Here is a 26976-nt window from a genome sequence, read left to right on the forward strand (position 1 = left end):
AATCAGCCTCGCACTGCTTTTAATGCTTCAGCAATCGCTTTTTTGAAGCGCGCAATAACTTCAACACATTCATCTTGATTGATGATTAATGGGCAAAGTAAACGAATAACCGTACCATTGCGACCACCTTTCTCAAGCAATAACTTATTGTTGAAACATGCAGTTTGAATCGCTGCTGCTAACTGCGCATCCGCAGGAAGAGAACCCATATGATCTGCAGGTTTACGCTCGTCAACGATCTCAATACCAATCATCAAACCACGACCACGCACATTACCAATACATGGGAATTCTTGAGCAAGTTTCTTCAACTCTGATTGTAAGAAATCACCACGCTGTTGTGCATTTTGGGCAAGGTTTTGTTCCTTGATCACTTGAAGTGATGCTAATCCCGTACCCATTGCGAGTTGATTACCACGGAAAGTCCCTGAATGCGTACCCGGCTGCCAAGCATCAAACTTACGTTTAATCCCGAGGACTGCAAGTGGCAAACTACCGCCCACAGCTTTTGACATCACCACAACATCAGGCTCAATCCCTGCTTGTTCAAAGGCAAACATTTGACCCGAACGTGCAAAACCAGCTTGAACTTCATCCAAAATTAAAACGATATTGTGCTTTTCAGTCACTTCACGAATTTTTTGCAACCATTTCACAGGTGCAGCGACCACGCCACCTTCGCCTTGAATCGCCTCAAGGATCACTGCAGCAGGTTTAGTTACGCCACTTTCAACATCTTCGATGAAGTTTTCAAAATAGTAAGTTAAAGCATCAACACCAGCTTCACCACCCAAACCAAGTGGGCAACGGTACTCATGCGGATAAGGCATAAATTGTACGCCCGGCATTAAACCATTGACCGCATTTTTTGCACTCAAATTACCCGTCATCGCCAGCGCACCATGAGTCATACCATGGTAACCGCCAGAGAAGCTGATCACAGAACTACGACCAGTATAAGTTTTTGCGAGTTTAATCGCTGCTTCAGTCGCATCTGCGCCTGTAGGCCCACAAAACTGTAAACAATATTCTTCTTTACCACCTGGCAAATATGCCAAAAGTGCTTCTGTAAACGCATCTTTTAAAGGAGTTGTTAAATCTAAAGTATGCAATGGCAAACCACTTGCCAATGTATCTTGAATACTTTGAATCACCGCAGGATGATTATGACCTAAAGCCAATGTTCCTGCCCCAGCTAGACAATCAAGGTACTCTGTACCTTCAACATCAGTAACCCAGCAGCCTTGCGCTTTTGCTATTGCCAACGGTAGTTTACGAGGATAACTACGAACATTTGATTCCATCTGACTTTGGCGAGTCAAATAATATTCGTTGGTTGCATTAGCGGCAGGATTTACGGAAGTAACGCTCATATCGAATTACCATCTCTGATATGGGTAAAAGAAATAAGTCTGGTGACTTGCGGTCGTAGGACTCGGTGCTTGTAAGAATCTAGCGCAGACACAATATTTTATATCTTTCAACTAGGAGCGAGATGATACCTAATTTTTAGAGAAAAGAAATACTTTTTATGCCTGACACTGATCTAATATTATTGAAAAAAAAGTTCTTTCAATTAAGTATGATGAATTATCATCATACTATGTGACAAGCGAAAGAAAGTAAGCTTTTTTTAACCAGACAATTATTTTTAGATAAATGGTCAAATATTATAAACCAATGCATTGATTTATAAAATATTTGTTTATTTTTTCTTCGTTGCAAGAGAGCATCAAGATATTACAAATACCCCACAAAATGTGCAGATATTTTCCATGACTTCTTTTTAATATCGAACATGTAAAAATAAATTTTTGATACTAAATTCCAAGGATTTTTTATGCGTACTTTAGCTCTCATGACCATGATGCTTGGAGCAACACTGAGTCCAACTCTTTTTGCCCATGAGCCAGAAAAAATAAACTATAACATTGTCAATATTCAAGCCGATGCTTCACGTCAAGTGGCGAATGATGAAATGCGAGCTGTTCTCTATATTGAGAAAAGCCATAAACAACCTGCTGAGCTATCAAATCAAATCAATCAACTGATGAATCAAGCACAAGCAATTTCTCGCAAATATACACAAGTCAAAGTAGAAACGGGTGCACAAAGTACCTATCCAGTTTATGACAATGACAGCAGAAAACTCAAAGAATGGCGTGGTCGCGCTGAAATCCAAATCGAGAGTAAAGACTTTAAAGCAGCCAGCCAGTTGATTAGTGAGTTACAACAAAACTTCCAAACTCAATCCATCAACTTTACAGTGTCTGATGAACAGCGTAAAAAAGTTGAAAATGAATTGATGATTGAAGCGTCTAAAAGTTTCCAACAACGTGCGCAAGCCATTAGCCAAGCTTGGAATAAAGCGCAATATAATCTTGTTAATCTCAACCTAAATACCAGTAATTATTTCCCGCAGCCAATTATGCGTGGTGCGATGCCAAAATTTGCAGCGATGGCAGAAGCAGCTCCTGCACAAGATATGGCAGCAGGCGAATCTAAAATTATTGTCAATGCCAATGGAACGATTCAGTTTAAATAATAAGGTCAATTTCACTAAAGCCGTGCTCAAGCACGGCTTTTTTTAGATATATTGGACTAAAATATCTCCCATAAAAACAATAAACCCAAGCCATACAATTGTTATAAATGATAATAGTTATTATTTCATTTTGTGTAATAAAAGATTAATATTCGGTAAATTTACACCATTTTCTAGCCTTATGAAATTTACATCTTACTCTACCGCCTGTTTAGTAAAATTTCCGCCCTCTTCTTTAAGTCTCGCTATCGCAACATTACTCAGTGGCATCTGCCATAGCGCGGTTGCCAATGAAGTACCACAAGCTGAAACACAAACGCTTGCAACAATTTCTATTCAAGCACAAGGTAACTGGCTAGAGGAAGCAAATGCAGAAAAAGTACTGCAACATGCAGGTGCACGCAGCATTATCGATCAAAACCGACTCGATGAAATCGCAACAACCTCTATCCGCGATGCTTTAAAACAGATTCCTGGAGTCCAAGTCCAAGACAGTAATGGTACTGGTGGAAGTGATGTTTCCTTGAATATTGGCGTACGTGGTTTAACGTCGCGCCTATCCCCTCGTTCAACTGTATTAATGGATGGTATTCCACTTGCAGTCGCTCCTTACGGTCAACCACAATTATCTTTAGCTCCAGTATCAATGGGTAATATTGAATCTGTAGATGTAGTTCGCGGTGCAGGTTCTGTTCGTTTTGGACCACAAAACGTGGGTGGAATCATTAACTTTACAACACGTGCCATTCCACAGGAGTTTTCAGGCTCAGTTGGCTTAACCACAGAATTTGCAACGGGTACAGATCAACTTAAATACACCCCAAATCTTTTCCTCGGTGGAACATTGGACAATGGTTTAGGTCTAGCTTTACTTTATTCTGGGACAAAAGGAGATGGATATAGGGAAGCAAATAATAATATTGACATTGATGATGTCATGTTAAAAACAGCTTACCAATGGACTGACCAAGATCAAATTGCCATTAACCTACATCACTATGAAGGGCGTGGAGAAATGCCCGAAGGGTTAACTGCCGAAAAGTTTGTAGAAAATCCTTATCAATCTAATCAAAGTCGCAATTATTTCGCAGGGCGTCGATCTGATATTTCAGTGAAATATAGCCACAAAGATGAACTGAATAATTTTGAACTTTTGGGTTATTACGTTGATTCTTTTCGTACCAGCGATTTAGAATCAATTGGCAATAAAGGCACAAGTACGCTCAGCAGCTCACCGCGTGATTACAAATACTTTGGTATTGAGCCGCGTTACTCACGTGCCTATCAATGGGCAAGTATGGATAACGAAGTGACCGTGGGTTACCGTTATTTACAAGAAGAAAGCTCCGAGTTTTCAGGACGCTCACAATATGACACCGCTACAGGAAGTCCTGGTAAGTCTATTGCAAACACAACCAGTGAAGGTGGCACCAAAGCACATGCGATTTATATCGATAACCGATTTGGCATCGGAGATTGGGTGATCACTCCAGGCCTTCGATTTGAATCGATTGATACACATAATAACTTCACCGCATATAGCAATGGCATACCAACCAACACGATCAATCCAAAAATCAAATCAGAAGAGTTCTTACCAAGCCTTTCTGTACTTTATAAAGCCAATGAGAACTGGAATATCTTTGCCAATGCAGGCGTTTCATTTGGACCACAACAATATAATCAACTTGTCACGACGAAAACTGTTGATGGTAAAAATACAGCTTTTTCAACACTTGATGGCTTACATCCTGAGAAGTCAAAAAACTATGAAATTGGTACTAAATATTTAGGTAATGGTCTCAGTGCCGAATTAACCATATTTTATTTAGACTTCGATAAAGAACTTTTCTTAGAGCGCCCTGATACTATTGGTACAGGGATTTGGACAGATTTAGGTGCAACCAGCCATAAAGGGATAGAAACTGGGATCAGTTATGATTTTGGTCAACTCGCTGATGCTTTAGAGGGTCTTAAAGCCTATGGTAACTATACCTTTACCAAAGCAACTTCTGAAGCAGGCAAGTTTGAAGGCAAAGATTTACCCTATTATTCACGACACTTAGGTAACCTCGGTTTAGCGTTTCAAGTTGATCAGTGGTCAATTAATGCAGACATGTTTGCGCAATCAAAACAACATGCTCCGGGTTCTGGTGATGTTTATCAGACACAAGAAACCGCAGATGGTCGTATTGGCGACATTCCGGGTTATTCAACTTTTGCAGTAAGGGCGGGTTATGATTTTAGTCATCAACTGAAAGGTTTAAAAGTTGCTGGAGGAGTGAAAAATGTATTCGATAAACAATACTTTACTCGCTCATCTGACTCAACGGGCGGTAAATACGTGGGACAGCCACGTACTTTCTTCTTACAAACATCTTTTGATTTCTAAATAGAAAAAAGCCCCGAGGCAATTAAACTTGGGGCTTTTTTATGTTCAAAAATTTACTTCTTAAACGGCAATGCATATTTAAAAATACGCCCAACCACTTCACCGAACTGTTTCACAAAGCTCGCGTTATTATAATTTAAGCCATATTTTTCGCAGACAGCCTGAACTTTCGGTGCAATTTGGCGATAGCGACGTGCAGGAATATCTGGAAATAAATGATGTTCAATCTGATGACTTAAATGACCTGTCAAAATATGAAACGCTTCCGAACCCGTTAAATTGGATGAGCCACGAATCTGACGCATATACCAGTGCCCACGGCTTTCATTTTGTAAAATAGCTTTGGGGAAAACTTCCACATCTTTGGTAAAGTGACCACAAAAAATAATACTGAATGTCCAAACATTCCGAATCCCATTAGCAACCAAGTTGCCTGCAAAAACAGGAATTGCCGAAGGCCCTGCAATCAATGGGAAAAACACATAATCTTTGAACATTTGCTTCATGATTTTCTTTTGCGCTGGCTGCCATTCACGCTTTAATTGCGCGACTGATTTACGCTTGTAAATCACTTTGCCTAATTCAAGATTTTGAATCGCAACCCCCCATTGAAATAACAAGCTAAATGGCACGATGTACAAAGGTTGAATTAAAGTAAGTTTCGACCAACGTTGCTCAGGAAACAGACGAAACACACCATAGCCAACATCATCATCCATCCCTTTCACATTGGTATAGGTATGATGCTTAAAGTTATGCGTTTGTCTCCAATTGTCTGATGTTCCTACAGTGTCCCACTCATAGGTCTGACCATTGAATTTTGGATCATTCATCCAGTCATATTGACCATGCATTACATTATGGCCAAGTTCCATGTTTTCCATGATTTTGGCAAAGCCCAATAAACCTGTACCCAATAACCATGCTGGTGGAAACCAACCTGCAAATAGCAAAGCACGCCCTAATATGCTGCTATAACGAATAGAAGAATAGACACGGCGGATATATTTGGCATCTTTTTCACCTAAATCATTCAAGACCTCTTGTTTGATTTGATCCAGCTCTCGCGCAAAATCATCTAACTCTGCGGCAGTCAAATCACGGTTTTTAGGATTTTTAAAATATTCAATTTTAACAGGCATATTCATAATCATTTTCTCGCTTATAGATCAATCACAAGATCTGATTGAGCCGAATTTACACAAATTTTTAATAGCTGAGCAGGTTCATGATTTGCTGAACCATTCAGAAGATTTTTGGTTGCACCTTGCGCTTTGCTACACGCGCATTTATTACAAATGCCCATACGACAACCGTGATTTGGCTTGATGCCTTGTTGTTCCAAACTCGCTAAGATCGATTGGCCTTTTGGAATTGCTACCGTCTTATTGGACTGCGTCAAACGAACATTAATAAAGCCTGTATCATTTGCATCAACATCAAATTGACTCAAACTGAATGCTTCTGTCTGAATTGAAGCCGCATCTGCAAACAATGTTTCCGCTGTCGCTGCAAATCCAGATGGTCCACATGCATATACTGTCGTTTCACTTAAAGTCGTGAATTGCTCAACATGGCTTTGGTTTAAGCGTTGATCTTGTTGTTGGGTATAAAAAATCTGATAACTAAAATTCGGAAAATTTTCAGCAACTTCTTTTAAATATTCAGCATAAGCTGCATCTTCATGCGTTTTCACCCAATACATCAATTGAACAGGCATACGCACAAGTTGTTTTGACTGACAAAGGTCTTCAACCAGACTCAACATCGGGGTAATGCCACTACCTGCCGCTAATAGTAATAAATGAGAGGTTTGAATATGACGGCGTTGCATTTCGCCATACGGTTGACCGAAATACAGAATATCTCCGATTTTACTTTGTTCAACCAACCAAGAGCTCACGATTCCTTGATCAACCTTTTTAACCGTTAAACAAAGATTATCTTCATCCAATTGCATCAAACTATAAGTACGTTCGTAATGGCGTCCAGCGATTTCAACCGTAATCGGATGATGCTGACCTGCTACACCACGCTTTACATGACGATTGCACTGCAAAATAAGACTCACGGTATCTTTTGCCACAATTTGTTTTTTTACGACTTTGGCTAAGGGTTGATTAATCGACCATAGCGGATTGATCTTCTGTAACCAAAAATTGGCGTCATGGCTGTTCATTACGCTTTGAGCCAATGAATTGAATAGAGAATTTCTCTTTTCGGTTGCATACATGAGCAGGTACTCTGGTTGTTTTTTAATTATTATACACATGTATATATATTTGTATATATACATGTGTATAATAATTTGTGTTTCACAAGTTCACAGACAACCGCTATACTCTGAACTAGCTCACTTATATTTTGACAACAATGGTTCATTCTTCTTTGACAGCACCAACTCATGACACATTAGCGCAACAAGATGTCAATCCAGTTAAACAACCCATCCGTACTGTTGGGCGAAAAGCGACGATTACCAAAGAAGAATTATTTCAAGCAACCTTAAATTTAATCGGTCCACAAAAAAGCATTTCATCACTCAGTCTTCGAGAGATTGCACGTGAAGCAGCGATTGCGCCAAATAGTTTTTATCGTCATTTTAAAGATATTGATGAACTTGCAATTGCCTTAATTGATCGAGCTGGCTTGGTTTTGCGTAAAATTATTCGTGAAGCTCGATTAAAAGCCATATTGCAACAAAGTATTATCCGTAGCTCAGTCGAAGTGTTTATTCAACAACTCGATGCCGATGAAGGCAATCTCAGTTTATTACTTCGTGAAAGCTATACGGGTTCGACCTCTTATAAAGCTGCAGTTGATCGCCAGTTGATTTTTTTCCAACAAGAATTACAAGAAGATCTGATTCGTTTGGAGCAAATGAATAACAGCAAAATCAGCCATGCGGATATTGCAGCGAAAGCCATCACCCAATTGGTTTTCAATATGGGGGCAAAAGTTCTTGATCTGCCTGCCGAACAACGTCTAGAAGTTGCAGAACAAACCATGGTAATGATTCGTATGATTTTGGAAGGTGCTCGCCACTTGGATGAAGCCAGTCTAAGATAAATGGCATCTAAAACTCTAAATTACAATTCTAAAAGGGTAAGTATTTGAATATTAAATACTTGCCCTCTTTTTATAGTTTAAGTATTACAAAAGCATAGAAAATTAAAACACACAGTCCCCCATCATTAGGCGTAGGCTAAAGTTGAAATAAACGTTTTATTCACTTCGTTTCACCCTACTATAATTGAATGAGGTAACTATGAGTTCTTCAGCAGCTAAAACTTTAAAAGTTTATACACGTAATAATTTAGACGACTCGATCAAAGAAGCCACCGTAAAAATACTCAATCAAATTCTTGCCAATCTTATTGATTTATCATTGCTGACCAAACAAGCACACTGGAATATGCGTGGTAGTAACTTTATCGCTGTTCATGAAATGTTAGACATGTTCCGCACTTCACTTATTACGCATTTGGATAATGTTGCTGAACGTGCGGTACAGATTGGTGGAACTGCATTGGGAACGACTCAAACCGTTGCTGAAAGCTCGCATTTAAAACCTTATCCAGTCGCTATACATGCTGTACAAGATCACTTAAAAGAACTTGCCGATCGTTATGGCGTGGTGGCAAATCATTTGCGTGACACCATTGATGAAATTGAAGATCCAATTTCTGAAGATATTATTCATGCTGCTTTGGAAGATTTAGATCAATATTTATGGTTCTTAGAAGCCAATATTGACCAAAAATAATTTTATCTCAGCATAAAAAAACGAGGCACAACTCCTTGTTTTTCATGCAATCGGAGTCTTAAATAAAATCTGATACTCGGAAACGTCATTTGCAACCTGCGCATTATCTGTAATACCTTGTTTCTGCGAAAACTTAGATCATTGAAAGAGGTGGACAGGTTTTGCAAATGACAATGGTTTTGCCTACTTTTCCCGAAAGAAAAGTAGGTCGAGCCGAAGGCATATCCTAAAATTTGATAAAGAAGTTACATGATTCCGTTATGACTATTGATTGTTTCAAAAATTAATAGTCATAAATCGAACTTATAATATTAAGGCTTTACCACAACCAAAACTTGAATCGCTTCTGGTGTCACAGAAAGACTATCCAATAAACCCAAGCCTTCTTGCTGGAACTTTTGTAAACGTTCAATTTCATCTTGACGAATACTTGGATTGAATTGTTTGAGATAGGTTAAACGCTCAATTTCATATTGCCACTTATTACTATAGTGTTCTTTGGCTTGTTGCATCAACTCTGGTAAAGAGGTCTTGGCAATTTCCAAAGCTTGCGCATAGCGCTCTTCAATCACATCACGGCGCGCTTTCACCACTTGGCGACAGCTATTGCCATCTAAATGATGTAAGTACGGACGTAAGATACTTGGATCAATTTTGGCAGATAGATCCTGACCATTTTCACTGAGCAATACGCGAATCAATTGCTTTGGTAAGCTTGATGGCAAGTTTAGTGCTTTCGGTGCGATCACTTCCACTTTAAACCAAACTTCGAGTAATACCGAGCCTTGTTTCAGAGCATTGGATTTGAGCAATGCAACGTTGGTACTACCAAAGGATTGAGTCCGGATCATTTCCATCATACTTTCGATAAATGGATGTTCCAGCGTCAAGTATTGTGCGTCTTCACGGATCTGTGCCTGATCACGATAGAAGGTTGCAGTCATACCCTCTTCGTCTAAAGTTAAACCTTGAACTTGCATCTGATCGGTTGGTTTGATGATCACAGTACCATTGCTTTGCTCATCAAAATCAATATTGGTCGATGACATAAAACGTTTTACGAACATTGGCAACGTCGTATTGTCATCATAATCTTCAAGTGCTTGTACAATCCCCTGCGCCACAATCGGACGACACGAGTTGTATTCTAACAAGCGGTCACGACCCGCTTGTAACTCAGCTTCTAAGGCTTGACGTTGTACATTAACTTCTTCAAGTAGATCTTCAAAGGTCTGGCCTTGATCCGCCAACAAACAGTCTTTAAGCTCAATAATAAAGTTTTCTTGCAGTGTTTGTGCTGTCGGCGAAATACTGCTGAAAATATTGAGCGCTTCGTTGTACCAACGGAACATACGCTCTTGCGCAGTACCAATTAAATATGGCACATGAATCTGAATGCGATTTTCTTGACCAATACGATCCAAGCGCCCAATACGCTGTTCAAGCACGTCAGGGTTTGAAGGCAAGTCAAATAAAACGAGATCACTGGCAAATTGGAAATTACGCCCTTCCGAACCAATTTCAGAACATAAGAGAATTTGAGCGCCATAACTGTCTTCAGCAAAATATGCCGCCGCTTGGTCACGTTCCAATAAGCTCATGCCTTCATGGAACATCGCAGTACGAATACCTGCATGTAAACGTAAGACATTTTCGAGTGCTTCAACCACAGGTCCACTACGTGCGATTAATAACACTTTTTTGTGTTTTAAATCTTTGCGTAGCACTTCCATCAACCATGATACACGCGGATCACTTTCCATCCACGCGCCATCAAGTTGACCTTCTTCTGGCCACATTTGCTCACGCATTTTGCCATCCATCGACCAGTCGGCTGGCGCTGGCAAAGGCACAGGTTGGCAATCACGCCCAGGGAATCCCTGAATCGCTTCACGAGTATTACGAAATAAAATACGACCTGTACCATGACGGTCTAATAATTCATGAATAGCGCGCATACGCTGTTCTGGCTGATCATCAATACGATGACCTAATAAGCTTTCAAGTGCGACAAGATGTTCTTCAGTCAATGCATCATCTGACATCAACACTTCTGCAACTTTTGCAGTATGTTGATATTTTTCTTCTTCATCGAGGAAACGCTCTAAGCTACTAAAACGTTGCGGATCAAGCAAACGTAAACGGGCAAAATGACTTTCTACGCCAAGCTGCTCAGGTGTTGCTGTAAGCAATAATACACCCGCTGTTTGTTCTGCAAGTTCTTCGACCAGATCATAACGATCATTGCCGCCCTCTTCTTCACTCCACATTAAATGGTGCGCTTCATCGACCACGAGCAAATCAAAACCAGCTTCGATGGCTTGTTCACGTAAATCTTCATGGTCAACCATCAGATCTACGCTGGCAATAATACATTGCTCAGTCAAAAATGGATTGAGATCAGGATCATGTTCTTTGATCGAAGCCGTACGGGTTAAATCAAACAAAGAAAATTGCAGATTGAAACGGCGGCGCATTTCAATCATCCACTGATATTGCAATGAATCAGGCACTAAAATCAGGATACGTTCTGAACGCCCTGTTTTAAGCTGTTGATGCATGATCAAACCAGCTTCAATGGTTTTACCTAGACCTACTTCATCAGCCAACAAAACACGTGGTGCAAAACGCTTACCGACTTCATGCGCGATATAAAGTTGATGCGGAATCAGTCCCACACGCGCACCGAGAAAACCACGTAATGGGCTGGTGTGCATTTGGGCTTGCAACAGCATAGATTCAATGCGAAGGTCATACCATTCTTTGTAATCGACCTGACTGGCTAACAGTCGTTCTAATGGTTTTGAAAGCTGGATTTGCGCACCGATACGTGTTTCATTCAGGGATTTACGCTCTTGTTCGCCATTTTCTAAGCTGCGAATCACATCATAACGCAATACACCGTGACGATCTTCGATGGACTCTACAACCCATTTAACGCCTTCTTGGTCTTGAACTTCATCTTTTACATTAAAGATGATCCGAGACAAAGGTGCATTATTGCGTGCATAAACACGGGTCTCATCGCTTTTTGGAAATAAAATGCTGATAGAACGTTCATCTACATCAATAAGAACACCTAAACCAAGTTCAGTTTCTGTATCTGATAACCAACGTTGACCAATAGCAAACTGCTGCAATTTATTCCACCTTTATTTCATGTTAGCCTACATATTGTATGCGTTAAACCGACGAAAGTTTAAGCTATTTTATGTAGTTTTAAGTTTGGTATTATGGTGCGATTGAACCACCTAATAACCCCAATATTTTGACATAAAGCAAGCTCAAATGGCGTGCTCTATATCCTGTTTAATCAAAAAATCTACTGCTAAAACGGCACAGCACAATCAAAAGTGAGTGTTGCACCAGTTTTAGGGTGAGCAAAGCTCAATTGCGTTGCATGTAAACATAAACGCGCATAAAGCTGTTGCTGTTCTGCTGTGGCATATAAAGTATCGCCAAGAATCGGATGACCTAGATATTGCATATGCACACGAAGCTGATGGGAACGCCCTGTAATTGGCGTTAGTTTGACACGTGTAACAGGTTGCCCTTGGATTTCAAAATGCTCAATCGCTTGCCATTCGGTTAATGCAGGTTTGTGATATGAGGCATCGACGATATGAAGTGGTGGACGAGTTGGATCATAAATCACAGGAATATCAACCGTGCCCTGACCCTGTAAATGTCCTGCCACCAATGCTTGATAAATTTTTGAGGTTTGACGATCTTGAAATTGACGTGAAATGGTGCTTTGACCGAACTTAGATAAGCCAAACACTAAGATACCTGAAGTATCTCGATCTAAACGATGGATAAGTAACGTTTTTGCTTCTAATTCTAATAAACGATTGATCAAACAATCTTGTAAATCAGCAGTTTTCCCCGGCACGGTGAGTAAGCCTGCTGGTTTGTGGATGACCATAAAATCTTCATCACGATGAATCAAATGTTCACTTAGAAAATCATTCAAGGTAGCTTTCCAACGACTGGATGAAAACAAGCGGGCAATCATAAAAAGCTTAGAGCTGAATTACAATGCATGACACGTATTTTTACTGATTTTTTTCGTGTTTCTCTCGATATTTCATCCAGAATCGAATTTAAACGATAATTTAGGCCTGTTTCCCTAAAAATTGTTGAATCGCATACTGAGCAATTTCTGCATCTTGAAAAGATTGCACACCTGAAACCCCAACAGCCCCTACAACCTGCCCTTGATAGACAATCGGCTCACCGCCTTCTAACATGCCATTCGCTGCATTTATTGTTAAAAAACCGATTTTGCCATCACGAATCAGATCTTCTGATACTTTGGTTGCCCTACGACTGACCGCAGCAGAGTGGGCTTTTTCTTGGCAAATCTTTGTCGATAATACCGATGCATCATCCATACGCTTCATCATCAACAGTGTTCCACCGTCATCAACAACTGCAATGCTGACATTAAAGCTATGTTCTGTTGCATATTGCAATGCTGCATCAACCAGAATTTCCACATCCGCCGCAGTTAAATAATGTTTAGTTTTCATTGTTACTCCATTCCTATGAGTTTTTTATCAAAAGCTTATTTAAAATATGATCCATAGAAGCGCCATCTATAGCTTGCGCAAGCCAAAACGTTAAGGCTTTTGGACAGCCCAAGATAAGCGCAAATATAGTTTACTATTCAAGCATTATTTTATCTTGCGGTACAGTAAAGATTATTTAACTTTGCTGTTCGTAGTTGAGGTTTATCATACAAATAACTGGGAACTCGTTAAGATTGCATTCCAATCATTGATTATTTTAAATCGATTAAGGTCTATTTTTATTCAGATCAATCTAAATCTATTCCATTAAAAAAGCCCGAACAAGTCGGGCTTATGTAGGCATCACAGCATTATTTCATTTCAATAAAAGTTTCTTTTGCTGCCTGAATAGTATCGGCAATATCCTGATCAGAATGCATCGACGAAATAAATCCTGCTTCAAATGCAGATGGCGCAAGGTAAACACCACGTTTTAACATGCCATGAAAGAATTTCTTAAATGCTTCAACATCACAAGCCAACATTGAATCAAAGCTGGTAATGTCATCTTGATCTGTGAAATACAAACCGAACATACCACCGACTTGTTGGGTCTTAAATGGAATACCCACTTCGTCTGCCGCAGCTTGTAAACCAGTCAATAATTTTGCTAACTGCGCAGCGAGCTTTGCATAGAAATCAGGTTCACGTAAATGCTTGAACATGGCGATACCCGCACGCATTGCCAATGGATTTCCTGACAATGTACCTGCTTGATAGACACCACCTAAAGGCGCAATGCATTCCATGATTTCACGTTTACCACCAAATGCACCAACAGGTAAACCTGCACCAATAATTTTCCCTAAAGTGGTTAAATCTGGTTTTACGTTATAGACCGACTGAGCGCCGCCTAAAGCAACACGGAAACCAGTCATCACTTCATCGATAATAAACACAGATTTGTATTCATCACAGACATCACGAATGGCTTGTAAGAAACCATCAATCGGCGTGACTAAGTTCATATTACCTGCCACAGGCTCAATGATTACGCCAGCGATCTCATGACCAAACTTAGCAAAGCATTCCTTCAAAGCTTCAATATTGTTATACGGTAAAGTAAGTGTATGTTTAGCAAAATCGGCTGGCACACCTTTCGATGTTGGTTCGCCCTCGCCTAAAGTCAGTAAGCCTGAACCTGCTTTCACTAATAATGAATCTGAATGACCGTGATAGCAGCCTTCAAACTTCACGATTTTGTCACGACCTGTATAACCACGAGCTAGACGAATCGCAGTCATGGTTGCTTCTGTACCTGAACTGGTCATACGAACCATTTCAATTGAAGGCATGATGTCGCAAATCGTATCCGCTAAAGTGGTTTCATGAACTGTTGGCGCACCAAAACTCAGACCATCTTCAGCCGCAGTTTGGACTGCTTGGATAATATCAGGATGCGCATGACCTAAAATCATCGGTCCCCATGAACCAACATAATCGACATAACGCTTGCCATCTACATCCCATAAGTACGCACCTTTTGCCTTTTCAATAAAGACAGGCGTACCGCCAACACCGTTAAATGCACGTACAGGCGAATTTACACCGCCCGGAATATGTTTATTTGCTTGTTTAAATAACTGTTCTTGCTTTGGAGATAAACTCATAAAAGACTCAACCTAAATCGAAAATGAGGAACGACTACAGTTCCACAAGGCGAATGAAAAAATTATGCAAATAACTTTGCCCATGCGTCTACACGAGCAGGAATTTCGGCTGTTGATCGTCCTAATATATCACTAATCACCGCACAAAGGCTCGCCCCAGCATCAATCACAGCTTGAGAATTTTCCACAGTTAGACCACCAATTGCACAAATGGGCACATGATATTTTTGTTTGGCTTGTTGAATAACCTCTATGCCAACATTTCCTGCTTCAGGCTTGGTTGCCGTTGCATATACGGCACCAAAAGCAACATAGCTTGCCCCATCGGCAATTGCTTTGTCAGCCAGCTCTAATGAATTGAGACAAGTACGCCCAATAATGACATCTTGCGCTAAGCGTTGAGTCGCTTCGGTAATTTCACCATCTGACTGCCCAAGATGAACTCCTAAACCAAATTTTTCCGCCATTGCCAAATCATCATTAATCACAAATGGAACTTGGTATTTTTCACAAAGGCTTTTGATTTGTTCGACTTCGGTTGGTTGATCTAATTTCGCTACTTTTTTACGGCGATATTGCAAAATGGCAATATGCCCTGTCCCCAATGCTGCATTTAATTTTTCTAGTAATAATTGGAGAGGATCATCATTGGTAATGAGGTAAACACCGCGCATTAGAATTTCACTATAAGTAAGTTCACCTCAGATTATATTTTCTATTCGAAAATTTAAAGAGAGGTTGTGTGTTGTCACTTTTAAACGATGAAAATCAGAACGAATAAAAAGCTGCCGAAGCAGCTAGGCGACATATTACGTCGTTTTAACTCTGATTATTTTTAGTGCCGATCCAACTCAAGAATCTATCTGATCAAACTGGCGATCAACCAAACTCAAACGTCCACGTGCCACATCGGACAACATCCGCCAATCCGAAATAAAGCTAAAAAGTGGCTGTTTAAAACTTGCAGGTTTATTATGTTCAAAGAAAAAATGCCCAACCCATGCACAGGCATAGCCCGACAATAAACCATAGGCCAAGTATTTTGCCTTGCGCTGACGAATCGCTTTACTAAAGAAATATAAACCAACCGAACTCCCCGCCACATGTAAACGGCGACTTGCGATACTACGATGCTCGGTTAAATAAAAACGATAAAATTCATCATAGTTTTTTATTGGCAATGAAAATTCCACTGGCTTGGTCAATGTCGCTGGTGCATTCATTTTGATCGTCCTAATCCTGTATAACGCTCATGACACGGTACTGTATTTTTTGTACAAAATAAAGTCATTGCATGCCAACAAAGCGATACTCTATTGATATACCACCTTACGAGCTATAGCTCTCATTGCGAGATCGGCTTTTTTGGCGCAAGATAGTACAGTATGAAAAACAACGATCCACAAGTAAAATACACCCATTTTTAAATTCTTCATTCTAAAAGATCAGGAGTCACGGCATCATGGAAATAGAACTTAAATTTCAACTTCCTGTATCTAAGAAAAAAAGTGTTCAACTGGCATTAAATAAGCAAAAAGCGCAAAAAATTCGATTACAAGCAAAATACTATGATACCGCTGATCGCCTACTGGCGAAGAATCATGTTGCGATTCGTCTGCGTCAGGAAGGTGAACATTGGGTTCAAACCTTTAAGGCGGCGAGTAAAAATCATTTACAACGGATTGAAGAAGATATTCATTTGGGTCAATGTGAACAAGAACCCGAGCTGGATTTATCCCTGTATCAACATAATCAAACTGTTCAAGACATTTTACGCGACCTACTAGGCGATACACCTGCTGATTTACTTTTGCAGTTCCAAACCGATGTTGAGCGCACATTTCACGTTTTTGAATTCCAAGGTTCTCAGATTGAAGTCTGCCTTGATGATGGCGAAATTCGTACACCAACTGATCAAGCCAAAATCTGTGAAGTCGAGTTTGAGTTAAAACAGGGATCGGCTCGAGATCTGATTATTTTTTCAAATCACTTAGTGGAAAAATATCAACTGTGGTTAGATGTACGCAGTAAAGCCGAGCGTGGAAATTTACTGGCAATGGGTAAAAAAGTCTCCCCCGCAACTAAAGCCAAAACATTACAATTGCAACCAGAGTTTTCTGCTGAACAAGCCCTCAAACTGATTATTGAAAATAGTTTAAATCAGATTTCACCCAATGCCGCTGCAATTGCTGATGGTGTTGCTGAAGCAGAACATATTCATCAAGCGCGTGTTGGTTTACGACGTTTACGCTCAGCACTCAAGCATTTTTCACATTGGTCAACGCAAATTGATGCGACTTGGGAAAGTGAATTGGCTGACATTTTCAGGGCTTTAGGGCAATCGCGAGATAATGATGCCATTCAAGATTCAGTCATTCCGTTGATCAAAGAAGTTTGTGATTTTAATTTTCCATTCAACGCTCAAGCAGCGACAAATGTCACTAAGCTTTTGAGTAACACCAAAACCACCCAACTGTTTTTATCACTACTCAGCTTTAGCTATAGTGAAAATGAATCAAAAACCAAACTCACAAAACAAGTGGCCAAAAGCTTGACAGGGCTTTATCAAAAAATCTTAAAAGACGCATCTCAGTTTTCTGACCTTCCTATCGAACAGCAACATCGTACCCGTAAGCGCGTGAAGCAATTACGCTACTGCATTGATTTTGTATCAGGCTTATATCCTGAAAAGAAGGTTCAGCAATTCCTAGATAAGTTACAACCGATTCAAGAATATTTAGGTTTTTATAATGACTTATTTGTAGCCGAGCAAATTTTTCAGCAGCATACAGCTAAGCAATCGCAATTTTTATTTGCTTTAGGTTGGGTCAAGGCGCAGCAACCGCATGTGATGAAAAAAGCAGATAAAAAGCTCCAAGTATTGTCTCATAAAGATATTTTCTGGGAGTAATTACCGATACTTCCCAAAAATCTTCCACGTGCCATTATCTGCAATCGGATCACTGTAACTATCATTACGTTGCTTACGTGGTTTATCCCGTGCATCGACCAATTTAAAATGCGGTTCTACAGTTAAAATCATGCCATTCATATAAAAACGAGTTCGCGTATATTCGCTCTGACCATGTTGAAATACATAAGTCCGCAGATCAATAAATTCACGGTGTGCGACCAACGCCGCCGTGTCATCACTTTCAAGCCATTCTTGCATCGCAAAAATCTGGTCTGTATCAAACTGCCCACATTTTTCGACTAAAGCTGCCACGCCCCGAAACGTTTTTGATTCCTTCGCTCGGGTTTTATTAATCCGAATACGATCCACATGAAAGAAAAACAGAGGTAAATTCAAATGACTCGGTAAATGAATCACGTCTACGATTTCATCCTGCATAAATGGCTGACAAAGCTGTTGTGCCCTTTCAATCAATGGTTGCCATTGACGATAGTACTCGTCAACCTCTGCTTGCAGTCCATAGTAAATCGGTAAGCCCTCCACCTGTTGTAAAAGTTGCGGTGGATGGATATGTTGACGAAGTAAGGCAATATCTGTTTTTAGACTTTGAATAGCGATTGCATCTTGCATCATGATTATTCTAATTGCTTAGGCTATTTTAGATTAAGGCAACGGTTTTGTTTATGCAAGGCTTTGTCTATAATGTCTGATCTTGTTTTCGTTGGAAAAGACCATGTCTCAAAAAATTAATGCGACTGATGTAACAGAAGAAGAAGCTTTAAATGCGATTTTTTTTGAGCGTGCGGATGAGTTTATCAAACAAGCCAATGATTTTTGCCGTCCACAAAAAGGTCAGCAAGCAAAACCTGAAGAATTACGTGCCCAAGTCAGTGCTGCCATGCTGTTCGGAACAGCTCGTTTTAATACGTGGGTCGCTGCCAACAACTTTAAAGATGGCAATGAAATGCGTGAAGCTAAAGAACAAGTGATGTCTTACTTGTTGCAACAGTTTCAAATGATGTTAGAAGATAACTTTGATGAATATTGCGAGCAGTTTGAAAACTATCTCCGTTTCCGTAAAAACGAAGATTTTCATACGCATAAGCATGATGATAAGTAATTAAGTAAACCTAGAATCCGTTTTATATAAAAAAGGCATTGAATCATTCAATGCCTTTTTTAATGTACTAAAATGCGGTGTGAACCAAATAACTGGTGTAGGCAATAAAGCTAAATACCCACACGCCCCCTTTGACACGCCCAATTCGTCCTTGACCTTTCAGACTCAACGTAAACAGCAATAGGCTCAGCGTAAGCGCGCCCATAACCACCATATCTCGATGGAGCACTTCTTGCGGTACGATAGTCGGATGAATGACACCCGCAAGTCCGACTACGGCCAAGGTGTTAAACATATTCGAACCAATGATATTGCCGATTGCAATATCAAGCTCACCTTTTCGAGCTGCCGCAATGGAAGACGCCAACTCAGGCAATGATGTACCGATCGCGACAACTGTTAATCCAATTACCAACTCACTCACACCAAAGGCTTGGGCGATTTCAACAGCTCCCCAGACCAGTAAGCGAGAGCTTATGACTAAAACAATCAAACCGAAGATGAGCTGAAGAACTGATGTTTTTAATGGCGTTTCGTGCTTCTTTAGCTCTAGATCAAACTCATGACTCAATATGTCGCTTTGATTGCGCATCCCATACCAGATCGTCCATCCCATATAGAGAAGCAGCATAAACAGCATCAAAATGCCATCGATACGGCTCAACACACCATCAAAAATTTGTAGGATACAAATCGCCGTCACCAAAAGTAATATCGGCAGCTCTTTACGAACAACTGCTGAATGCACCATGATCGGATGAATTAGAGCAGTAATACCGAGAATAAGCGCAATATTGGCAATATTCGATCCGTAGGCATTTCCTAATGCAATACCCGGATTTCCATCAATAGCCGCCATGATAGAGACGACAATCTCAGGCGCGGATGTACCAAAACCAACGATAACCATACCTACCAATAAAGGTGGCATACCTAAGTAGCGTGCGGTAGCAGATGCGCCATCCACAAATTTATCAGCACTTAACACCAATAAAATTAGGCCGAGAAGCACAGCAAGTGCTGCCAAAATCATGTTAATCCCCTTTCGTTTTCTTGCTTAAAATTCATCATAAATACTGATTCAATCCATTTTATGATGTGATTTAAAAACAGAAGAAACATGCAGAATAGTAGCAGCACAAACTTTTTTTAAATCACTTTAAAATGTGAAGGTTCCAAATTAACGATTGTCCTGCGCTTTGCCATATTGGTCCGCCATGACTTCAACAAAATGTTCAAGTTTAATGTATTTTTTAATCACGGCATCTACATCGGCTTTACTGAGTTGGGCAAACTCTTGATCTCGAACAGCTCGATCTAATAAAGTTTTGTTGCGTTCCAATTGTCCCGTCAACATACCGTGGATATTACGTTCATCTTCCAACGCTGTCACACGCTTTTTCATAATATCGGCTTTGGCTGCTTCAACTTCCTGCGCAGTCACACCTTTATTTAACAGATCAGTCAGCACTTTATGTACCGACTGTGACACTTGGTTAGAACGCCCAGCCGTATAATTTGCTGTAATACTCAAAGTACCATCATCGACATCAGGATCTAAACTCAAACCACTACCAAAACCATATACTAAGGCATTCTTCTCACGTAACTCTTGCGCTAAACGCGATGAAAGTTGCGAGTTTCCTAAAATATGGCTGAGTACGATTAAGGCTGGCGCATCTTTGTGGTATGAACCGACTGGCAGCGCTAAAACACTTTGATAGCTACCAAACTCACGCTGTTCAGATAAGGCATGAATTTTTTGCGCTTTATATTCCGTGTATCGCCCTGTGACTTTCTTAAACGGTTGCTTTGCCTTCCAAGAAGCAAAAGTTTTCTTTAAAGTCTTCTGCATCTGCTTCGGATCAAAATCACCTGTTACCGCGATCTGAGCGTAATTGGTCACAAAGAACTGATCATAAAACTGCTTCACCTGTGCTTGTGTCGCTTCGTTTAATTGCTTTTTGGCTAACTCAGGTTCAAAGTGGTAACGCAAATCACCCGGTTGATAGATTTCCAAAACTTTAGATAAAGTCATGGACGCCACCACAGCAGGCTCAGTATATGGGCGATCCAACACCGACAAACTTTGATTTTTTGCTAAATCAAATTCAGATTGGGCAAACTTAGGCTGCTTTACAACATCCAGAATAAAGCCTAAAAAGTCTTCAAACTTATCTTTTTTCGCCTGAACAACCAGCGTTAAACCATTGCCATTTGAACTAACCGATGCACCACCACTGGCTGCAATGGCTTTATCCGTGATTTCTTGTAAGGTATGTTTCTCCGAACCACGCAACATCAAATAACTGGTTAAATCCAATGTGGTTGCTTTACCAAATAGAGATTTTTCATCACCAAAATCTAAACTGATCGTGGCATAGGTTTTATCATCACGGGTTGCGGTTGGGAACAAGGCATAGCGAATCCCATTTTTTAACTGACCACGTTGGATCTTTTGCTCATTTTTCTGTAATTGCTGAGCAGACTGCGTGACAAATTGTGCCACTTCTTGTTGATAGACTTTGGCATCTTTTAATGGCTCAGCCTTTTCAGCAATTTGGTCTAGAGTCTTTGGTTTCTCTTCAGCTTTAAGCGTCATCGCTTTTTTCTGATCTTCAGGCGTCGGTAAGATATCACCTAAAATACGATGCGATGGAACCAAAAAGTCTTTCAAGGTTTGATTCATATCTTTCAATTTTAAGTCTTGAACCGCTTGTAAGTCCTTAAAATATTGATCCCACTGACCATGTGAAGAAACTGCATAATCACTTAAGCGTGAACCTAAAGCCACTGCATCATTGGCAATGCTTTCCGCTGTATTTTGAGAAATATTTTTGATCCGCTGTAATTCAGCCTCAGTGAATGGCTGACTATTTTCAACGCCAACTTTTAATGCTTCACCCACTTTTTTTGCATCATGATTCGGCGCATAAATTGCGCCCATGAATACCACATTAAAGTCTTGATCTAACCATGTGGTGGCTTGCACTGCGGTACTGATCCCAGTTTCAACCATATTTTTATATAAACTACCACTTGGCTGCATGGTATATAAGGCGGGTGCAAGTGCTAAAGTCGGTTGCAACTGAGTATTTTTACCATTCATATAAATATGAAACTTCGCAAGATCACTGCCCTTTTGTACGGTGAACTGACGTTGGGCAATTTTGCTTGCATCTAACACCGGTACTTTTACAGGGGCTGGCACAGTGCGAGCTGGAATTGGGCTAAAATATTGGTCAACTTTATTTAAAACTTCAGTTTTATCGAATTTACCTGAAATCACCATCACCGCATTATTCGGTGCATACCATGTTCGATAAAATTGATTTAACTCATTCATGGTAATAGATTTTAATTCAGGTAAATCACCAATCGGCAAACGACCTAAATATTGATTTCCATAGGCTGCTTTTAGCATCTGATCCATTAAAACAGCAAAAGGTTGATCCATACGGATCTCACGTTCACGTTTTACAATCTCGATTTCTGATGGGACAAATTTTTCTTGGAGTACCAATTTATCCATACGCTCAGATTCGAGGTATAGAATTTCATTTAGGGCATTTTTTTCTGGACGGACAATGTTAATGTACTTCGTGGCGTAATAATCGGTACTGGCATTGGTCATCAAAGTAAATTGATCTAAACGGCGTTGGAACTCATCGCCTTTTACATTTTGTGTGCCTTTAAATGCCAGATGCTCAAGTAAATGTGCAAGCCCGCCTTTGCCTTTCGGATCGTTCAGTGACCCAGTTAAATAAACCGTATTTACATAAACTTTATTTTCTTTATCGTTCGGCGCAAGAATCACTCTAAAGCCATTATCTAATTTATATTCTTCAATATTTTTTTCAGTTTTTACCAGTACTGTCTGAGACCAAGACGTCGCACTCAATCCAATTAAACAAAGCGAGAGAGTAAGCTGCTTAAACCGCATTAACATAGATTATCCAAGTATTTATGGTGATTTAAATAAAAATGACAAACTATAGTAGAGAACGAGCGGTGTTTTTAATAGTGATGTTTTGCAAAAAGCTGTTTACTTAAACAGCTTTTTCTTTGCGTTTATAATGTCAGCAGACTCTATGTCTCAGTTAATCATAAGTTCCGCTTGCATATACAGTTTTGCATAACCAGAAATTTCAATCCGATCTTCAGATTCAACCACACAGTCTAAAACGCCACCACGTTTAGATGCTTGAAAAGCAATAAGCTGTTTTTGATTCAACTTTTCTGCCCAAAGTGGCACGATTCCAGTATGAATTGAGCCAGTAACAGGGTCTTCACCTATGCCAACGGCTGGGGCAAAATAACGTGATACGCAATCAAACTGCCCCTCACCTCTCGCCGTAATTGCCACATCAGGTTGCGACGCAGTAATCGCAGTACGCACTTTGCCCAATTGCTTTAGTTTTTCCAGATCAGGCTGTTCATCCAACACATCTTGCACGTTTTCGTATTCCACAATAAACGCTTGAGTGTTGCGATAAACCGCTTTAAATGGTTTGCTTAATCCTGCTCGAAGTTCAGGAGGGTATTCAGTCACTAATTCAGCTCTGCGAATCGGAAAATTCATTTTAATTTTGCCATCATCATCTTGGCTAACCACAAAAACACCTAAGTTACGCACATGGAATTGGATCGTTTTTGCAGCCGTGTAATCTTTAAATAAAACAAAAGCACTGGCTAAAGTGGCATGACCACAGAAATCTACTTCGTCTATAGGTGCAAACCAACGTATTTCATAGTTGCTATCATCCAACTTTTTCACAAAAGCCGTTTCAGACAAGTTATTTTCCATGGCGATATTCTGCATTAAATCATCATCTAACCATGCATCTAAAACAATGACTGCCGCAGGATTACCCTTAAATAATGCTTGGGTAAAAGCATCTACTTGATACATTTTCATCGTTGGAAACTCTCAATATTTTTCAGTTATTTTGAACCGATCATCTGTAAATCATAGATACAGTTTTTTCTAAATTTGCGATACAAACCATATCTAAGAATTTTACGTGAAAGTTATACCAAATAGATGAAAGCAGACCTATTTCTTTTCCGTCACCCAAAGCGTAATGATTCCTTGAACAACGGCGACGCCGTCTTCCCTTAAAGCCTGCACTTTGACTTGCAAATCTCCCGTTTTCCAATCTTGTTCAACGATGGCTGTAAGTCGAATATCAGAATCAGCTTTCGCCAAATAATCAACCTGCATCCCTTTTGGCAACCATCTTAGATGAGCGGGCACAGAAGCTTCCGCCAAAACACCCATGACATATTCCAATCCGTTGCAAATCGCGATCACGTGAACTGTACCAATATGATTTTCTACAGTTTTGTTTTTTGACATGCTTGCTTCACAATAATTGCGTTCAAGCTTGCGAATGATTGGGTCAACCGTTTGAAAATATGGTGCTTTACGACTTACAATTTTTGAAAGTAACGTTAATCCACCAGGGATATTCTTCAAGCCGTTGTAAGCATTGAGTACATAATTGCCTTGAGGACGTATATTTTTTCTGAGTTTTTGAATTGCGGTATTAAATAGATTAGCCATTTTGAAATTGATTTAAATGAATTTCAAATAAGTTAACATAATGAAATCTATATCACGAACCTTCCCATAGCGTTTGTCTGAACCTCTAGGTCACGAATTTTTCATGCAAATAATAAAAAAGAGCGGTCATCGCCGCTCTTTTAAGATCATTAAATAACTTTAATCGCCCATATGCGAAATTATTGCTTGACCAAATTCCGAACAACGCAACAAGGTTGCATTTGGCATTAAACGCTCAAAGTCATAGGTGACAGTTTTTGCTTCAATCGCACCTGAAACCCCTTTGATAATCAGATCCGCAGCTTCCGTCCATCCCATATCACGTAGCATCATTTCCGCAGAAAGAATGATCGAACCCGGATTGACTTTATCCTGACCTGCGTACTTTGGTGCTGTTCCATGGGTCGCTTCATAAACTGCAATCGCACCACCAATATTGGCACCCGGTGCGATCCCAATACCACCGACTTCGGCAGCAAGTGCATCTGAGATATAGTCACCATTTAAGTTCAGGGTTGCAATCACTGAATAATCTGCTGGGCGCATTAAGATTTGTTGCAAGAATGCATCTGCTATCACATCTTTAATGATGATGTCTTTGCCTGTTTTAGGATTTTTGATCTTGACCCAAGGACCACCATCAAGCAGTTCGCCACCAAAGCGTTCCATCGCAAGCTCATAGCCCCACTCTTTGAACGCGCCTTCGGTGTACTTCATAATGTTACCTTTGTGAACCAATGTCACCGAAGGTTTATCATTATCAATGGCAAATTGAATAGCTTTACGTACTAAACGCTGCGTGCCTTCTTTTGATACTGGTTTAATCCCGATACCACAGCCTTCTGAGAAACGGATTTTGGTCACACCCATTTCTTCTTTTAAGAATTTAATGACTTTCTTGGCTTCTTCAGAATCAGCTTTCCATTCAATCCCTGCATAGATATCTTCCGAGTTTTCACGAAAAATCACCATGTCAGTTAATTCAGGATGTTGCACTGGCGATGGTACGCCTTCGAACCAGCGTACTGGTCGTACGCACACGTATAAATCTAATTCTTGACGTAAAGCAACGTTCAATGAACGAATACCACCACCTACAGGGGTGGTTAAAGGCCCTTTAATTGATATAATGAATTCACGTAAAGCGTCAAAAGTTTCTTCTGGCATATATGTGCCGTAAATTTTGTCTGCTTTTTCACCGCAGTAGACTTCCATCCATTCAATCGAACGCTTACCGCAATAAGCTTTTTGAATCGCAGCATCTACTACTGCTTGCATTGCTGGTGTAATATCCACACCAATACCATCGCCTTCAATAAAAGGAATGATTGGATGATTTGGAACATTCAGTGACAGGTCTGCATTCACTGTGATTTTGTCACCATCTGCAGGAACCACGATCTTCTGATAACCCATTGTATAGGCTCTCCCTCATGTTGCTGGCGAGTAAATATATGCCTTCTTTGGCATACTTTAATTTTTTATTTGCGTAAAATAGTCTAATCCAATCTAGTTTGTTTTGAGATTTATATGAGAAATAACAACATTTCTCATATAAATAAAAGCATAAGTTTACCAACCCCCATAATCTAGAAGTAGTATTTATTTATGAGAATAGTGGTCTTCAATAAACCCTATGATGTGCTTTCACAGTTCCGAGAAGATACGGCACACTTAACGGTTTCAAATTTTATCAGCGATCCTGAGCTTCGTATTGCAGGTCGTTTAGATTTAGACTCTGAAGGTCTGATGTTTCTGACCGATCATGGGGGTTTAAATCAGTTCATTACCCACCCAAGCAATAAGAAGTATAAAACCTACCTTGCTCAAGTCGATGGTGATGTCACCGAAGAAGCATTAGAGCAACTACGTCAAGGCATCGAACTTGCGGATGGTCTAACCTTACCTGCAAAAGCAAGTAAAGTAGACGAGCCAGATTGGTTATGGGAACGTACTCCACCTGTACGCTTTCGTGCCAACATTCCAACGACTTGGATTGAACTACAAATCTGTGAAGGACGTAACCGCCAAGTACGCCGCATGACGGCTGCGGTTGGCTTTCCAACTTTACGTTTGATTCGTACTCAAATTGGTTCAATCAACTTGGTGAAGCTTGGTTTAAAACCGGGTGAAAAAGTCGAAATCGAACCGTTGCTTTATTCTGATTTTAAGGATGTGCCAGCGGATAAACCGTATGAAGGCCGTTCTTTTGCGAAAAAGTCGACCAATAAACCACATTTTTCTCGCTCAAAAGATAAAGCGCGTGAAGAAAAAGGCGAAGCACCATTTAAAGGTAAGAAAAAAGCCAGTGGCGGTACAACACGCATTTGGCAAATGGATGAAAGTGAAAAACCACGTCGTAAGACCAATGGTACGACACGTCCAAATACCAAAGCGCCACGTGGTCGTCGACCACGTTAATGTTGCCACAAAAAAAACCAGCGCATACGCGCTGGTTTTTTTGTTTGAGAGTAAGATGAGCGATCTCATCT

At 40.2% G+C, this 26976-nt stretch carries 22 protein-coding genes; 7 read left to right on the forward strand and 15 right to left on the reverse strand.

Annotation, left to right across the window (positions count from 1 at the left end; genetic code table 11):
* Positions 1–2: 2 nt before the first annotated feature.
* Positions 3–1373, reverse strand: coding sequence for a diaminobutyrate--2-oxoglutarate transaminase (locus F903_RS13500; RefSeq protein ID WP_004670445.1), 1371 nt, complete (start codon positions 1371–1373; stop codon positions 3–5).
* A 467-nt stretch (positions 1374–1840) separates the two neighbouring features.
* On the opposite strand from F903_RS13500, the gene F903_RS13505 reads away from it, so the two are divergent.
* The gene (locus F903_RS13505; protein WP_005197789.1) at positions 1841–2545 is read left to right on the forward strand and encodes an SIMPL domain-containing protein; all 705 of its coding nucleotides are present in this window, start codon (positions 1841–1843) and stop codon (positions 2543–2545) included.
* 181 nt (positions 2546–2726) lie between these two features.
* A complete protein-coding gene (locus F903_RS13510; protein WP_005197791.1) occupies positions 2727–4937 on the forward strand; it encodes a TonB-dependent receptor family protein in 2211 nt (736 codons plus the stop codon).
* 53 nt (positions 4938–4990) lie between these two features.
* On the opposite strand, the gene F903_RS13515 is transcribed toward F903_RS13510, so the two are convergent.
* The gene (locus F903_RS13515; RefSeq protein WP_005197792.1) at positions 4991–6085 is read right to left on the reverse strand and encodes a fatty acid desaturase family protein; all 1095 of its coding nucleotides are present in this window, start codon (positions 6083–6085) and stop codon (positions 4991–4993) included.
* A 14-nt stretch (positions 6086–6099) separates the two neighbouring features.
* Positions 6100–7170, reverse strand: coding sequence for a ferredoxin reductase (locus F903_RS13520; protein WP_005197793.1), 1071 nt, complete (start codon positions 7168–7170; stop codon positions 6100–6102).
* A gap of 140 nt (positions 7171–7310) precedes the next feature.
* Here F903_RS13520 and fabR point away from each other — a divergent pair, with 140 nt between their 5' ends.
* Both fabR and dps read left to right on the forward strand, forming a co-directional pair.
* On the forward strand, positions 7311–8006 hold the full coding sequence (gene fabR, locus F903_RS13525) for an HTH-type transcriptional repressor FabR (RefSeq protein ID WP_004670440.1): 696 nt from the start codon (positions 7311–7313) through the stop codon (positions 8004–8006).
* Positions 8007–8205: 199 nt separating this feature from the next.
* Positions 8206–8703: a DNA starvation/stationary phase protection protein Dps gene (gene dps / locus F903_RS13530; protein ID WP_005197794.1), complete on the forward strand. Its 498-nt coding sequence runs from the start codon at positions 8206–8208 to the stop codon at positions 8701–8703.
* 311 nt (positions 8704–9014) lie between these two features.
* On the opposite strand, the gene rapA is transcribed toward dps, so the two are convergent.
* The 6 genes from rapA to F903_RS13560 form a co-directional block, all read right to left on the reverse strand.
* Positions 9015–11843, reverse strand: coding sequence for an RNA polymerase-associated protein RapA (gene rapA / locus F903_RS13535; protein WP_005197795.1), 2829 nt, complete (start codon positions 11841–11843; stop codon positions 9015–9017).
* 188 nt (positions 11844–12031) lie between these two features.
* Positions 12032–12676 carry an RluA family pseudouridine synthase gene (locus tag F903_RS13540; RefSeq protein WP_171065243.1) on the reverse strand — a complete coding sequence of 215 codons (645 nt, stop codon included), beginning with the start codon at positions 12674–12676 and terminating at the stop codon, positions 12032–12034.
* A 142-nt stretch (positions 12677–12818) separates the two neighbouring features.
* Positions 12819–13235: a GlcG/HbpS family heme-binding protein gene (locus F903_RS13545; protein WP_005197797.1), complete on the reverse strand. Its 417-nt coding sequence runs from the start codon at positions 13233–13235 to the stop codon at positions 12819–12821.
* A 350-nt stretch (positions 13236–13585) separates the two neighbouring features.
* A complete protein-coding gene (gene hemL, locus F903_RS13550) occupies positions 13586–14884 on the reverse strand; it encodes a glutamate-1-semialdehyde 2,1-aminomutase (protein WP_005197799.1) in 1299 nt (432 codons plus the stop codon).
* 62 nt (positions 14885–14946) lie between these two features.
* Positions 14947–15558: a thiamine phosphate synthase gene (gene thiE, locus F903_RS13555; protein ID WP_005197801.1), complete on the reverse strand. Its 612-nt coding sequence runs from the start codon at positions 15556–15558 to the stop codon at positions 14947–14949.
* A gap of 177 nt (positions 15559–15735) precedes the next feature.
* On the reverse strand, positions 15736–16107 hold the full coding sequence (locus F903_RS13560; protein ID WP_005197803.1) for an Mpo1-like protein: 372 nt from the start codon (positions 16105–16107) through the stop codon (positions 15736–15738).
* 239 nt (positions 16108–16346) lie between these two features.
* Here F903_RS13560 and F903_RS13565 point away from each other — a divergent pair, with 239 nt between their 5' ends.
* Positions 16347–17795, forward strand: a complete 1449-nt coding sequence (locus tag F903_RS13565; RefSeq protein ID WP_005197805.1) for a CYTH and CHAD domain-containing protein — start codon at positions 16347–16349, stop codon at positions 17793–17795.
* Here the strand turns inward: F903_RS13565 and F903_RS13570 are convergent, their stop codons facing one another.
* Complete coding sequence (locus tag F903_RS13570) at positions 17796–18428, reverse strand: hypothetical protein (protein WP_034595076.1); 633 nt, start codon at positions 18426–18428, stop codon at positions 17796–17798.
* A 103-nt stretch (positions 18429–18531) separates the two neighbouring features.
* Here F903_RS13570 and F903_RS13575 point away from each other — a divergent pair, with 103 nt between their 5' ends.
* Positions 18532–18918: a DUF3144 domain-containing protein gene (locus F903_RS13575; protein WP_004670422.1), complete on the forward strand. Its 387-nt coding sequence runs from the start codon at positions 18532–18534 to the stop codon at positions 18916–18918.
* A gap of 67 nt (positions 18919–18985) precedes the next feature.
* On the opposite strand, the gene F903_RS13580 is transcribed toward F903_RS13575, so the two are convergent.
* From F903_RS13580 to icd, 5 genes are all read right to left on the reverse strand, one after another.
* A complete protein-coding gene (locus F903_RS13580; protein WP_005197809.1) occupies positions 18986–19951 on the reverse strand; it encodes a calcium/sodium antiporter in 966 nt (321 codons plus the stop codon).
* Between the two features lie 147 nt (positions 19952–20098).
* On the reverse strand, positions 20099–22867 hold the full coding sequence (locus F903_RS13585) for a M16 family metallopeptidase (RefSeq protein ID WP_005197811.1): 2769 nt from the start codon (positions 22865–22867) through the stop codon (positions 20099–20101).
* Between the two features lie 147 nt (positions 22868–23014).
* Positions 23015–23836: a PhzF family phenazine biosynthesis protein gene (locus tag F903_RS13590; RefSeq protein ID WP_005197812.1), complete on the reverse strand. Its 822-nt coding sequence runs from the start codon at positions 23834–23836 to the stop codon at positions 23015–23017.
* 138 nt (positions 23837–23974) lie between these two features.
* Positions 23975–24484, reverse strand: coding sequence for a hotdog fold domain-containing protein (locus tag F903_RS13595; protein ID WP_005197814.1), 510 nt, complete (start codon positions 24482–24484; stop codon positions 23975–23977).
* 159 nt (positions 24485–24643) lie between these two features.
* Positions 24644–25900: an NADP-dependent isocitrate dehydrogenase gene (gene icd / locus F903_RS13600; RefSeq protein ID WP_004670417.1), complete on the reverse strand. Its 1257-nt coding sequence runs from the start codon at positions 25898–25900 to the stop codon at positions 24644–24646.
* A gap of 192 nt (positions 25901–26092) precedes the next feature.
* Here icd and F903_RS13605 point away from each other — a divergent pair, with 192 nt between their 5' ends.
* Positions 26093–26905 (forward strand): rRNA large subunit pseudouridine synthase E, encoded by an 813-nt coding sequence (locus F903_RS13605; RefSeq protein WP_004670416.1) that lies wholly within the window; start codon positions 26093–26095, stop codon positions 26903–26905.
* Positions 26906–26976 lie beyond the last annotated feature (71 nt).

The sequence above is a fragment of the Acinetobacter sp. NIPH 298 genome (genome assembly GCF_000369505.1).
Lineage (GTDB): Bacteria > Pseudomonadota > Gammaproteobacteria > Pseudomonadales > Moraxellaceae > Acinetobacter.

Coding starts and splice junctions, on each gene's coding strand:
- F903_RS13500 (WP_004670445.1), bottom strand. CDS start 1,373: ATGAGCGTTACTTCCGTAAATCCTGCCGCTAATGCAACCAACGAATAT.
- F903_RS13505 (WP_005197789.1), top strand. CDS start 1,841: ATGCGTACTTTAGCTCTCATGACCATGATGCTTGGAGCAACACTGAGT.
- F903_RS13510 (WP_005197791.1), top strand. CDS start 2,727: ATGAAATTTACATCTTACTCTACCGCCTGTTTAGTAAAATTTCCGCCC.
- F903_RS13515 (WP_005197792.1), bottom strand. CDS start 6,085: ATGAATATGCCTGTTAAAATTGAATATTTTAAAAATCCTAAAAACCGT.
- F903_RS13520 (WP_005197793.1), bottom strand. CDS start 7,170: ATGTATGCAACCGAAAAGAGAAATTCTCTATTCAATTCATTGGCTCAA.
- fabR (WP_004670440.1), top strand. CDS start 7,311: ATGGTTCATTCTTCTTTGACAGCACCAACTCATGACACATTAGCGCAA.
- dps (WP_005197794.1), top strand. CDS start 8,206: ATGAGTTCTTCAGCAGCTAAAACTTTAAAAGTTTATACACGTAATAAT.
- F903_RS13545 (WP_005197797.1), bottom strand. CDS start 13,235: ATGAAAACTAAACATTATTTAACTGCGGCGGATGTGGAAATTCTGGTT.
- hemL (WP_005197799.1), bottom strand. CDS start 14,884: ATGAGTTTATCTCCAAAGCAAGAACAGTTATTTAAACAAGCAAATAAA.
- thiE (WP_005197801.1), bottom strand. CDS start 15,558: ATGCGCGGTGTTTACCTCATTACCAATGATGATCCTCTCCAATTATTA.
- F903_RS13560 (WP_005197803.1), bottom strand. CDS start 16,107: ATGAATGCACCAGCGACATTGACCAAGCCAGTGGAATTTTCATTGCCA.
- F903_RS13565 (WP_005197805.1), top strand. CDS start 16,347: ATGGAAATAGAACTTAAATTTCAACTTCCTGTATCTAAGAAAAAAAGT.
- F903_RS13570 (WP_034595076.1), bottom strand. CDS start 18,428: ATGCAAGATGCAATCGCTATTCAAAGTCTAAAAACAGATATTGCCTTA.
- F903_RS13575 (WP_004670422.1), top strand. CDS start 18,532: ATGTCTCAAAAAATTAATGCGACTGATGTAACAGAAGAAGAAGCTTTA.
- F903_RS13580 (WP_005197809.1), bottom strand. CDS start 19,951: ATGATTTTGGCAGCACTTGCTGTGCTTCTCGGCCTAATTTTATTGGTG.
- F903_RS13585 (WP_005197811.1), bottom strand. CDS start 22,867: ATGTTAATGCGGTTTAAGCAGCTTACTCTCTCGCTTTGTTTAATTGGA.
- F903_RS13590 (WP_005197812.1), bottom strand. CDS start 23,836: ATGAAAATGTATCAAGTAGATGCTTTTACCCAAGCATTATTTAAGGGT.
- F903_RS13595 (WP_005197814.1), bottom strand. CDS start 24,484: ATGGCTAATCTATTTAATACCGCAATTCAAAAACTCAGAAAAAATATA.
- icd (WP_004670417.1), bottom strand. CDS start 25,900: ATGGGTTATCAGAAGATCGTGGTTCCTGCAGATGGTGACAAAATCACA.
- F903_RS13605 (WP_004670416.1), top strand. CDS start 26,093: ATGAGAATAGTGGTCTTCAATAAACCCTATGATGTGCTTTCACAGTTC.